General features: G+C 59.1%; 10 protein-coding genes and 1 pseudogene. 6 read left to right on the plus strand and 5 right to left on the minus strand.

Features of this window, described 5'->3' with window-relative positions:
- The 3 genes and pseudogenes from ACXJKO_RS14275 to ACXJKO_RS14285 all read left to right on the plus strand — a co-directional run.
- Positions 1–2,514 (plus strand): annotated as a pseudogene (locus ACXJKO_RS14275) (hypothetical protein); the annotation flags it as partial.
- Positions 2,515–3,063: 549 nt separating this feature from the next.
- The gene (locus ACXJKO_RS14280) at positions 3,064–3,357 is read left to right on the plus strand and encodes a hypothetical protein (RefSeq protein ID WP_457091755.1); all 294 of its coding nucleotides are present in this window, start codon (positions 3,064–3,066) and stop codon (positions 3,355–3,357) included.
- The gene (locus ACXJKO_RS14285; RefSeq protein ID WP_457091756.1) at positions 3,354–4,046 is read left to right on the plus strand and encodes a hypothetical protein; all 693 of its coding nucleotides are present in this window, start codon (positions 3,354–3,356) and stop codon (positions 4,044–4,046) included. Before ACXJKO_RS14280 ends, ACXJKO_RS14285 begins: the two co-directional genes overlap by 4 nt.
- On the opposite strand, the gene ACXJKO_RS14290 is transcribed toward ACXJKO_RS14285, so the two are convergent.
- Complete coding sequence (locus ACXJKO_RS14290; protein WP_457091757.1) at positions 4,033–5,040, minus strand: threo-3-hydroxy-L-aspartate ammonia-lyase; 1,008 nt, start codon at positions 5,038–5,040, stop codon at positions 4,033–4,035. The genes ACXJKO_RS14285 and ACXJKO_RS14290 overlap by 14 nt on opposite strands.
- Before the next feature lie 284 nt (positions 5,041–5,324).
- On the opposite strand from ACXJKO_RS14290, the gene ACXJKO_RS14295 reads away from it, so the two are divergent.
- Positions 5,325–6,248: a hemerythrin domain-containing protein gene (locus tag ACXJKO_RS14295; RefSeq protein WP_457091758.1), complete on the plus strand. Its 924-nt coding sequence runs from the start codon at positions 5,325–5,327 to the stop codon at positions 6,246–6,248.
- On the opposite strand, the gene ACXJKO_RS14300 is transcribed toward ACXJKO_RS14295, so the two are convergent.
- The 3 genes from ACXJKO_RS14300 to ACXJKO_RS14310 are packed head-to-tail and all read right to left on the minus strand — an operon-like array spanning position 6,245 to position 8,792.
- Positions 6,245–7,018 (minus strand): ABC transporter permease, encoded by a 774-nt coding sequence (locus ACXJKO_RS14300; protein ID WP_457091759.1) that lies wholly within the window; start codon positions 7,016–7,018, stop codon positions 6,245–6,247. The two genes, ACXJKO_RS14295 and ACXJKO_RS14300, sit on opposite strands and share 4 nt — an antisense overlap.
- Positions 7,015–7,821 carry an ABC transporter ATP-binding protein gene (locus tag ACXJKO_RS14305; RefSeq protein WP_457091760.1) on the minus strand — a complete coding sequence of 269 codons (807 nt, stop codon included), beginning with the start codon at positions 7,819–7,821 and terminating at the stop codon, positions 7,015–7,017. The genes ACXJKO_RS14300 and ACXJKO_RS14305 overlap by 4 nt, the downstream gene beginning before the upstream one ends.
- Positions 7,821–8,792 carry an ABC transporter substrate-binding protein gene (locus ACXJKO_RS14310; protein ID WP_457091761.1) on the minus strand — a complete coding sequence of 324 codons (972 nt, stop codon included), beginning with the start codon at positions 8,790–8,792 and terminating at the stop codon, positions 7,821–7,823. The genes ACXJKO_RS14305 and ACXJKO_RS14310 overlap by 1 nt, the downstream gene beginning before the upstream one ends.
- Positions 8,793–9,041: 249 nt before the next feature.
- Here ACXJKO_RS14310 and ACXJKO_RS14315 point away from each other — a divergent pair, with 249 nt between their 5' ends.
- Entirely contained in the window at positions 9,042–9,980 is a 939-nt protein-coding gene (locus ACXJKO_RS14315; RefSeq protein ID WP_457091762.1) for a DUF5996 family protein, read from the plus strand.
- A gap of 94 nt (positions 9,981–10,074) precedes the next feature.
- The gene (locus tag ACXJKO_RS14320; RefSeq protein WP_457091763.1) at positions 10,075–10,632 is read left to right on the plus strand and encodes a PRC-barrel domain-containing protein; all 558 of its coding nucleotides are present in this window, start codon (positions 10,075–10,077) and stop codon (positions 10,630–10,632) included.
- A gap of 200 nt (positions 10,633–10,832) precedes the next feature.
- Here the strand turns inward: ACXJKO_RS14320 and ACXJKO_RS14325 are convergent, their stop codons facing one another.
- Positions 10,833–11,615, minus strand: coding sequence for a hypothetical protein (locus ACXJKO_RS14325; RefSeq protein WP_457091764.1), 783 nt, complete (start codon positions 11,613–11,615; stop codon positions 10,833–10,835).
- Positions 11,616–11,782: the final 167 nt, after the last annotated feature.

The following is an 11,782-nucleotide window of genomic DNA, read 5'->3' on the forward strand; positions in this document are numbered from 1 at the left end:
CCAGTGTCTGGTGCGCAGGAGCTTCCAGTGTCTGGTGCGCAGGAGCTTTTCGGGAAGCTGACTGCCTGGAACGGAATAGAGCTCGCCGGTAAGAACAATTCTTTAGTGAGCTATGGTAATATCGAGGTTCATTCAAAAGCAATTGATGTCTGGGGAAGTGGCTATAAGATCCAGACAATGGGCGATATCTCTGCCGAGGGCCTTGCAATCGGCCTTTACGGCGATGGGGGTAACTTTAGGAGCCATTTAGGAACGATCACAAGCCGCACCAATCAAGCCTTCGATATTTGGGGCGACAGCAATTCAGTATATATCCATAGAATTGGTTCCGCGGGTATTGGCTTCTTTGCAGTCGAAAATTTTGGCAATTGTAACACAATCTCCATTGAATATATCGATAAAAGCTCCGGAGGAGTTTTTATAGCTGGCGAGCATAACACGCTCTATTTTGAAAGATCCATCAAAACGGCTGGCGTAGCTGCTTTAGTCCAAGGCAATTGCAATACGATCGCCACAACGTCGTATGGAGCCGTCGCTGCGCAATTTGGCTTCCAGCTTGAAGGTACCTCAAACACCTTAACCAACATCGGTTCAGTCGACGTTTTCGATACGGCTGTTTTGATGACAGGTGATCTGAGCGCCATCAATAACAATGGCCTTCTTTCCGGCTTCCAGGCCGGTGTCTCCATCACAGGCAAGGACGCTAAGATTGAGAACCGGGGCGTGATCATGGGAGGAAAGACAGGAGTCTCGATCTCCGGGGATAACGCGAAATTCTTTAACTACTCATCCGTCAACTCTTCCGGAACAGCCGTCTCGATGAAGGGTTATAACGCGATGTTTAACAACGCTGGAACACTCCAGGGAGGCGTCGMCTTCTCAGGAGACAGTGCGGAGTTTTTCAATAACGGCGATATCACGAGTACCGAAAAGGCTTTGAGCATCATCGGTAATCACGGATATGCTAAGAGCATCGGCGCTTTGAAAGCCCTGAAAACTGCAGTTCATTTTGTAGGCAACAACAACACATTCGAGTCTATCTTCGGCACGATCCGTAGTGAGAGCGAATCGACCATCGCGGTCAAAGGCAATTACAACGAGGTGGTTCTCTCGGCCTTCACAGATGTGATTGGCTCCTTTAGCGCAACGTCGCCAGCCATTACGCTCGAGGGGCTTGAGAACCGGCTCGTCAGCAATGGCCGCATTGTCGCTACAGGAACAGCCGTTTCCATGAAAGGAATGGGAGCAAAGCTGGAGAATGGCGGCGTGATTAGAGGTGCAACAGGCCTGGTGTTTGAAGGGGGAAGCGCAATCTTCAAAGGCCTTGCCGGATCTTCCATTCATGGCGATGTCACTGCAGTCAAAATCAAAGGCACAGGAGAGCTCAACACCTTTGACCTCCAAGGGTCGATCTCAAGCCATACAGACGATGCAGTAGTGGTTGAGGGAGTGAATAACCAAGTCAATGTCGGTTCTGTGATCTCGGATCAGGGCAGGGCTTTGTATGTCAACGGAAACAACAATACGATCGAAGCATCGGGCAATGTTGACAGCTTGGCGACCACGGCAGTCTATATGTCAGGTGACGACAACAAAGTAACCCTGAATGCATCAACTGCAGGAACGAGATCCGCTGTCGAAGCGACAGGCAGCCACATTCATATCGTCAATAATGGATACATGACCGTCGCCCAATCCGATGTAGGATTGGCGGTTATTTCGATTAAAAGCGACGATGCTTATCTTCGTCTTGTGAACTCCGGTGAGATTGACGCAGGGACCGATCAGTACGCCATTCTGCAAACAGGGGTATCTGAGGAAAATCTGGAAGAAACCTCCAACAACTATGTAAATTTCGGGATCATCAAAGGATCAGTTAAGCTGGGTGATGATGACGACAGCTTCAACAATAGGGGAGAGATGATCTCGACCCGCAGCGGGAGCAGCTACATCTTGTATGATGTGGATCTCGGAGGTGGATCGGATCTTTATAAGGAAGCAGACAGCACTGTCTCTAACGGCATAAAGGTCTTCGGCGGCACCGGTAAAGATGCACTCTATGGAGAAGCTTCCAACAATGTATTCTTCGGCGGGGCCGATGACGATACGCTGAGTGGCGGCGGAGGAAATGATTTTCTGAGCGGAGGCGCGGGCATAGATGATCTTGAAGGAGGGGAAGGGGCTGATATCTTCAGCTTCGGCTCTGAAATATTCGAGCTCGGAATTCACGCTGATATCATCAAGGACTTCGAACAGGGTGAGGATCGGATCCTTCTTTCCGCCGCACATTTCGATATCTTCACGGATGCATCCGGAAATCCTCTTGAAACCCACATCTTCAACGGTGTCGGCGGTTTTGCAGAGACGACCGATCACCGTTTGCTCTACGACACCTCTACCTTCATGTTGTATTATGATGCCGATGGTATCGGCAAAGCGCATGATCGTATCCTGATCGCAGAGTTGACCCCGTCTCTCCCTTGGCTTCAGGCTTCAGATATCCTCGTGCTCTGAGGATTGTATTGGCTCCCAGCTCCATAACCGGACCTATTCAAAGTAAGAGTTTCTCACAAGAGCTGGGAGCCAATGAAATTAAGGCTCAAGCCTTCATAAGAAAGGCGTTGGGCATCTTGCGCACGCTTGCGAATCCTGATGCGCTTGGCGGATTAAGAACATCTCACGTGATCCTAGGAGAGCATCAAGCCTTTGTGCTCCGCCTTGAAAATGTTCGTGCCCCAGACCCTTGGTCTTAGCATCCGTTTGCATGTGCCCTGACAGAATGGCGGAGGCGCGCTTGTTAAGCATTCCGCATGCTCAAGCGTAAGGATGTAGCCAGGAGAGCTCCGAGGGGAGCTTGTTCAGGTGACAATGTCAATGATTGCTTGAACCATCCCATGACCATGAAGTTCTAGGATATGACAGGCTTTATAAAAGTGCAGGATTGGGCTTGAGTGCTCGTCATATGCGCTTTGATCAGTAGGGCTGGACAGGACATCGCCTGCGCCCAACAATCAAGGACAAGCAAATCCGCAAAGGGGTATCCCCAGGAAAGGCTTGTCCAGCATGGCCTCAGGAAGGACATGGATCATCGTGGCCGCGTCGGTGTGGATCGCCGGCACGCCTGCCTGGGCGCATAGCTGGTATCCGGCCTGGTGCTGCAGCGATCACGATTGCCGCGAGTTGCTGGCGGCAAGGGGCGAGATCGTCACCGAAACGGCGGAGGGCTTCCGTCTGTGGGATGGACGCTTCGTTGGGCGCGAGCACGCGAAACCCTCGCCGGATATCCGGTTTCACATCTGCGAGGAGCCTGTCACCCACGCCATCGTGTGCTTCTTCGCTCCGCAGGGCCAGTCATGAGCATGACCCGCACGCTACTTGTCCTTTGTATCCTGATGATCCCGGGCCCGCTTGCCGCTCAGTCGCAAGACCCGGCGCAGGATTTCGCGTCGCCGCCCGACCTGCCCACCATCGGCAAATGGATGCTCACGGCGCAGGACGTGCCCTCGGATTGGCTGGGCGAGATCTATCACGGCCGCCATCTGCGCGAGCCCATCAACGTCATCATCGTCGATGCGGTGGCCGTCAATGCCGCCGAGGCGAAGGCGCGGCTCATTGCGGCGGCGGCCCATGCGGGCTACGCGATCCGCCTCGGGCATTCGGCCGGCTATCAGGGCCTGATCGCCGGGCAGCTTTATGCGCAACTGCCTCAAGGGTGGGACGATGCCTTCTCCAACGAGGTGTTCGAGATCAGCAACAATCACGGCCGCATCTTCGGGCCGCATCGGTTCGACCAAGGGTTCGTGTTCACGGCAGCCTTCAGCCGCGAGGTGGTGGACCCGTTCCGCTGGCCGGGCCACCGCTTCGGCTCGTTCAACCAAGCGCGGGATGATTTCGCCGAGCGGCTCAATCGTATAACGGCTTACAAGGCTCAGGACGCCGTCGATCTCGACAACGCCATCACGGACAATCCGGAGTTGACGACAGGCGATCACGACGGGCGCGCGATGGTGTTGCGGGCGGGGCCTCAGCCCCTCACTCAGCCATGAACTTGGCGAACGCCCTCGGGTCCACGTTGCCACCGCTGATGACGATGCCGACGCGCTTGCCCTGGCAGGGCACCACACCCTGAAGGGCCGCTGCCGCCGCGAGGCAGCCGGTGGGCTCGACGATGATTTTCATGCGCTCGGCGAAGAAGCGCATGGTGTCCACCAGCATCTCGTCGCTCACCGTCACCATGTCGTGCACCAGCGCGCGGATGATGGGGAAGGTCCTCTGACCGAGACAAGCGGTCTGCGCGCCGTCGGCGATGGTCTTGGGCACCGGAATGCGCACGATGGAGCCGGTGCGGAAGGATTGCTGGCCGTCATTGCCCGCTTCAGGCTCCACGCCGTAGATTAGGCATTCCGGCGAGAGCTCCTTCGCCGCGAGTGCCGAGCCCGCGAGGAGCCCGCCGCCTCCCACGCAGACGAGCAGCATGTCGAGCGGTCCGACCTCGTCGATCAGCTCCTTCACGGCGGTGCCCTGGCCCGCGATCACGTCATCATGGTCGTAAGGCGGGATCAGCGTGAGGCCACGCTCCTCGGAGAGCTTGCGCCCGATGGCATCCCGGTCCTCGGTGTAGCGGTCGTAAAACACCACTTCGCCACCATAGCCCTTGGTGGCGGCAACCTTCATGGCCGCCGCATCGTGCGGCATGATGATGACGGTGGGCACGTTCTGGAGCCGGCCCGCATAGGCAATCGCCTGGGCGTGGTTGCCCGACGAGAAAGCTACCACACCGAGCTTCCTCGCCTCAGGACTCAGCCGCGCGATGGCATTGAAGGCGCCCCGGAACTTGAAGGCGCCGCCGCGCTGAAGGTTCTCCGCCTTGAAGAACAGCTTCGCGCCCGTGCGCTCATCGGCGGTGCGGGAGGTGAGGACGGGCGTGCGGTGGGCCACGTCCGCGATGCGCCAGGCCGCCGTGAGCACGTCGTCATAGGTGGGCAGGCCCTCGGGAACGATGGAGGGGGCAGTGGAGAACGGCTGCGTCGAAGATGTCATGGTCGATCCATCGCTGGATATGATTTCAGGTTCTGTGGACGGGATACCACTTCTGTAAATCCGTACAAGATTACACTTCGATGCGACATGCCCGGGCATGGTCTTAACCGATAATTGCAAACAGAATCCCAATTTCCCGTTTCGCCGTGCCTGTAGGGCACTTCCGTCGCACACATCTATGGCGTGACTGTGGGCTGCGCCCGCTTTCGCCCAAACGGGCAAACTTCGGAACAGCACCTCCTCTGAAGCCGTTCTGGTGAAGCGATCTCAAGAGGAGGCCCACCATGAATCTTTGGCAGATGGTGCTGTCGGATCACGCGAATATCGAAGAGCTCTGCCGTGAGGTGCTGCGGGCCAGTCCCAGCGGTCCCAACAGCCGGGCCGAGCTTTTCGCCGATCTCGAACTCGAGCTCGACCGGCATCTGAGGGCCGAGCAGAACGTGCTCTATCCCGCGCTTGCCCATGACGGGCGCACGGAATCCTATCTCGCCGAGATCGACCACGAACATCATGACATTCGCCGGCGTCTCGATGCGCTTGCCGCGCAAGCGGACAAGAACGGTCGCCACTGGTCCCTCGACTTCAAGGATTTCGCGAGCGTTATCCGCCATGCCTTCAGCCTGGAGGAGAACGGCATCCTGGTGGTCGCGCACGGAGTGCTGTCGCCGCGCGATGCGGAAAAGCTCCGCCATGCCTTCGAGCGGGAGAAGATCGCATCCTACGAGGCTGTCCGCTGGCACCTGCCCGAGGCGGTGATGCCGAGCCGCTACGGCATGCCCACGGGCATGACCTTCGGCATTCTCGCGGGCCTTCTCGCCATCGGCGGCGCGGCGGTCGCCTGGAGCATGCACAGCCGCAGCTCCGCATCTCAATCCAGCAGGCCCATGCGTCCCGCTTCGCGACGCCCCGAGCCGTTGATCCCACGCAGCAGCGGCGGACTGGAGAGACGTCGGGTCCGCATCATGCCGGTTGGAGCCGATCTCTCCCAGGAGCAGGACGATGATGCACGGCCGCAAGCAGGCGGCATGGAAAGCGCGGGCTCGGAGGAGCATTGGTTCTCCTCCGCCAATCCGCCGCGCGCGCCTTCGGGCATCGCGACGCCGCTCCAGCCGGGCGGCACCGTACCCGGTGGCGCTCCGGCCCCATCGGCTGGCGCATCGCAGGCGGACAGCCGTGAAGGTGGCGCGCTCACCCAGGACGAGCCTTAAGTCTCTTTGAGGTTCGTGCCCCAACGGCGGTGGAGAAAGCGCTCCCACGGTGAGAAAAGCAGGCGGTCGACCAGAAGGCCGATCACCACGATCACGATCATGATGCCGATCACCTGCTCCATGGCGTTGAGTTCACGCCCGTAATGGAGCAGGTGGCCGAGGCCGAAGCCGGTGAGGATGGTGACGTAGATCTCTGCGGCCATCAGCGAACGCCAGGCAAACGCCCAACCCTGCTTCATGCCGCTCACGAGAAACGGCAGCGAAGCGGGCAGGATCACCCGCGTCCATTTGTGGAATCCTTCCGAGCCCATGGTGCGCGCCGCGCGCGCGTAGATCGGCGGAATGTTGCGCGCGCCGTGATCGGTGGCGATGATCACCGACCATACGGTGCCCATGATCACCACGAACAGCATCGCGCCTTCCGTCTGCCCGAACCACACCAGCGCGAGCGGAACCCAGCAGACGCTGGGGAGCGTTTGAAGGCCGAGTGCCAGCGAGCCCACGGTATCCTCCAGCAGCTGCGACGTGCTGGTGAGAAGCCCGAGCGGCAGGCCGATGATCACGCCCGCGATGTAGCCGACGAGCAATCGCTTGAGCGTGACCCAGGTGGATTCGAGAAGCGTGCCATCGAGGAGCGCCGCCCAAATATATTCGCCCACATAGATCGGTGATGGCAGCAGAACGGGCGACCAGCGGCCGCTGCGTACGGCCAGTTCCCACACAAGCGCAATGCCTAAGAAGAACAGGAGGGCGACGGCGGTGCGCTTCATTCCGAGACGGCCCCCTTGTAGATGCCTTTGAGAGACGCGGCGACCTTCGATGTATAGCCCGCCAGCGCCGGGGAGTTGATGTCGCGCGGGCGCGGAAGATCGATCTCGAACACTTCCGCAATGCGCCCCGGCGAGGGCGACATCAGGATCACACGATCGCCCAGGCACACCGCCTCGCGGACATTGTGCGTCACGAACACGATGGTCTTGCCGCTTTCCATCCAGATACGCTGGATATCGTCATAGAGTTGATCGCGGGTGAGCGCATCGAGCGCGGCGAAAGGCTCGTCCATCAACAGCACTTGCGGATCGGGTGCGAGCGCGCGGGCAAGCGCCACGCGCTGCTTCATGCCGCCCGACAATTCATGCACATGCGCATGCTTGAACTTCGCGAGGCCCACCAACTCGAGATAATAATCGGCAATCTCGCGGCGCTCCTTGCGGCTCAGGTCGGGCCGCAGTTTCAGCCCGAACATCACGTTGCCGAAAGCATCGAGCCACGGAAACAGGGCCGATTCCTGAAACATCACAAGACGCTGCCGCCCCGGCCCTTCGACCACATGGCCGTCGGCGAGAACGCGCCCGTCATCGGGCTTTGTCAAGCCCGCGATGATGTCGAGCAGGGTGGACTTGCCGCATCCGCTGGGGCCGATGAGGCACAGGAATTCGCCTTCCGCGACGGTGAGCGAGACATTGTCCAGGGCCTGCACGACGGTGCGTGTCGGGCTGAACCATTTGGTGACGCCTTCGATGATGAGCTTGGCCTTGGGAGTGTTAACAGTGTTGTTGGGTGCCGCCTCCATCAAGGAGCCTCGATCATGCGCGACAGATCGGGCGTGTCGCGCAGGAAGCCCACCGCCTGCGCGCTCTTCATAAAGGATTGAAACGCAGAAAGCGTCGTGTCTGGCGTGATCGCCATGCGCGTCCATGAGCGCGCCACGAGTTCGGCCGGCATGTCGACCTTGAACGAGGCCTGCAATTCTTCACGCGCCAATCGCTGCGCCTCCTCCGGGTTTTTCTGAATCCACTCCGTCAATTCGCGGTGCGCGGAGACGAAGCGCTTGGCCATATCTCTATGGTCCTTCAGAAAAGCCGCGCTCGAAACAAGGATCGTGGTGATGGCTTCCTTCTCTTCCACGAGAACCTTGCCGCCCGCTTCCGATTCCAGCCGCGATACCCAAGGCTCCACGGTCCACACCGCATCGAGCTGCTTGCTCTGGAACAGCGACAATTGATCCGGATTGCTGGTGGGCACAACGTGCGCGTCGCCGCCCGTCTGCGTGATGCGCAAGCCCCCGGCGACAAGCCATGCACGAGCCGCCACATCCTGCGTGTTGCCGAATTGCGGCGTGGCGATGCGCTTGCCCTTGAAGTCCGCGGGCTTCGCCAATGTGGAATCGCCCTGCACCACAAGCGCCGAACCGCCGTTCACCGCGCCCGCGATCACGCGCACTTCATCGCCACGCGAGCGCGCATAGGCATTGAGCGCGGGATTGGGGCCCACATAGGTGAGGTCGAGCGACTTGGCGAAGATCGCCTCCATGGCGCTCGGGCCTGCATTGTAGACATACCACTCGATCTTCACGCCCGGGCCGAGCCGCTCCGCGAACCAGTTCTTGCCCTGCCGCTCCATGGCGCGCGCAACCAGCGCCTGCACATGGGTGATGTTGGGAAAATACCCGACGCGCAGGGTTATTCCTTGCGCCAAAGCGGAGCCTTGCGCTGCCAAAAGCGAAAACGCGGCAAAGAGAAATAGGCGCCATCCATGTCGCATCGTTCGATCTCCCATGTTGAGGAAAGAGGCTAAGGGATCCGATGGCAAGGTCAATGGAGGGCGGATTCATGCCCATAAAACAGGCACTTGCCGTATGCCTAAGCTTCGGCATGGGTTTGCTCTTCCCATCATGGCCGGACATGTTCCGGCCATCCACGTCTTCGGGGTAAGGGCAGCGGATGGAAACGAAGACATGGATCACAGCAGCGAAGTTCGGCATGATGGAAACGCTGCAAGAGGAGCCACGCGATGCAAAACGATGACCTCTGGCCCGAACTGCCCTATCCCGCATGGCGCGAGACCGCGCTGACCCTGCAGCTTTGGACGCAGATCGTCGGTAAGATCCGTCTGAGCCTGTCTCCCTGGCTCAATCACGGCTGGCAGGTGCCGCTCTATGTCAGCGCGCGTGGGCTGACCACATCGCCCATTCCCACTGATCGCGAGATTCTCGAAATCGAATTCGACTTCATCGCTCATCGTCTGCTGATGCGCACCAGCCGCGGCGATGAGCGTTTCCTCGCACTCAAGCCCCGTAGCGTCGCGGACTTCTACCGCGAGACATTCAAGCTGCTTCAGGAGATTGGCGTCACCGTCACCATCGACGAGAAACCGAACGAGGTAGCGGATCCCATCCGTTTCTCCGAGGATGACGTGCACGCGTCCTATGATGCGGATGCGGCGCATCGCTTCTGGCGCGCGCTGGTGCAGGTGGACCGCGTGTTCAAGCTGTTCCGCAGCGGCTTTCTCGGCAAGGTGTCGCCGGTCCATTTCTTCTGGGGCAGCTTCGATCTCGCGGTCACGCGCTTCTCAGGCCGTACCGCACCGCCCCATCCCGGCGGCGTGCCGGGCCTGCCCGACGATGTGACGCGGGAGGCCTATTCCCACGAAGTCAGCAGCGCCGGCTTCTGGCCCGGCAGCGATGCCTATCCGCACGCGGCCTTCTATTCTTATGCCTATCCCGAACCGCCGGGCTTTCGCGATGCAAGCGTCCCGGAGGGCGCGAGTTTCGACACGACGCTCGGCGAATTCATCCTGCCCTACGATGCCGTGCGCAAGGCGCAGGACCCGGATGCCATCCTGCTCGATTTCCTCAACCGCACCTACGCCGCCGCCGCCGATGATGCCAAGTGGGACCGCGCCTCGCTCGAATGCCCGATGGGAGCGCCGGGGAAGGTGAGGGCGGTGTAGTGGCTGTGAAGGCCTAGCAGTAAAGTCTATTCTTGCGCTTTGGCGGGACATGTGAGGAAATGGGGTCGGGGCGTCCTTTTGGAGGGAGGCCTGCATGCGAACCTATTTCGTATTCCAGTCCGGGGCGACGCCCGGGCTTCGCGGTTTCGCGGATGAGCCGCGCGAGGATATTCTTCCCGCCGAGTATGGCCCCTGGGTTCTCGCGCAGCAGATCGACCCGGACGAGGAATGGACGCTCGATGTCAGCCGCGCGGTCGTTGCCGCGGGCATCATCGAGAACGGCTATTATCTCGACGGTCCCCTGAACCAGCCAGCGCCCAGGCCCATCATCGAGAGCGACCGTGTGGAAGGAACGGCGGTCTATGGGCGCGACAACGCCCAGATCGGCACCATCAAGCGGCTCATCATCGAGAAAGTGAGCGGGCGAGTGCTCTATGTGGACGTGACCTTCGGCGGGTTCCTCGGCATGGGCGCGCAGCATCACACGATCCCGTGGGACATGCTGACCTACGACAGGGACATCGAGGGCTACCGCACCAACATCACGGAAGAGCAGCTGCGCGCCGCGCCGGTTTTCTCGGCCGAACATCGCAGCTGGATCGACAGACGGCGCGAGCGCGAGATGCAGGATTACTGGCAAGGTTTTCCGTGAGGTCTTCGTTGCGCTTCGAGCATTCGGGCCTGGGCGGCTGAGAGCAACGGCCCGATCTCGGCCTTTTCGCGCCCACTCGGGATTTCAGCCCTTCGTGCGAAGCCCGATAGTGCAGATGAAGCTGTCGCCGCATATCACAAACCCTTGCCTTAGAAGCTCGGCAAAAACGTTTGTTGTGGCAACGCTCACCTTGGCCAAGATCATCTCCCCCCTTGTGCTAGGGCCGTGTCTTCTTTCAGGTCTGATGCCGCGCCAGTAGGGACATTGCGAAACAACGTCGTGTCTTGGTTGGGCAAAAGAGAGATCCAATTGTACCCAATGCGGGCAGCATGAGGGTATTGAAGGATATGAAAGAAGAATGTCACACCATAGAAGGTGCAGTTTACAAACTGACAGTTCTCAATCCAGATCCCAGTCCAAATCCGTCGTCCTGCGTCCTCTAGCTGGAGGACAACTGCATCGCAGCCGAGTTGTCTGCTCCCCCCAAGATTGAAGTCTTTCCAAAAGATAATGTTAGTGGGGCCAATGATCTCGCAGCCTATGAACGTCTTGTTCCGCACGACCTTCATATCCCCAGGGACAACGAGGTCTGCGAGATTGATCCGCTGCTCTCGGAACTCTCTTGCAGCAGGATTTACCCTGTCAGTCGTCTTGGCCCACTGAGCTTGCATATTGGCTCGGACCCGCAGCTCGTGTGTTTTCGCCTTCATCAGGCCCGTCCAAGAAAGGACAAGCCAGATAAGCATAGCGAAGCTAATTCCTGTCGCGCCTATACCTGTTGCGCCCCACGCCGATACCCAATCAGTGATTGAGGCAAGATAGGCCATGCCTCCTGCCCCGACGAATATGGCAACGAGCCGTTCCCAGTTATTTGCAACTCTCTCGTAGAGCCACCAACCGAGGGAAATGCCAGGTTCAAGCTTGAGAATACGCCGAAAAGGACCAGATCCAGATGCCATAGAGGCGAGGTTAGCATTGGACATTCACGTCTGAGTAGTCCGAGTGTAGGAGCGGCGTCCGGGATACACACTTTTGTTTAGCTAGTACCCGCTTGAAAAAACTACAGAAAAATCTGAGACCCTCTCGCCATACCTAGCATCAAAGTGTTTCCCCCGTAGGGGGCTCCAGACTTCCCGGTAGCTCATGGCCA

The organism is Microvirga sp. P5_D2 (genome assembly GCF_054049475.1).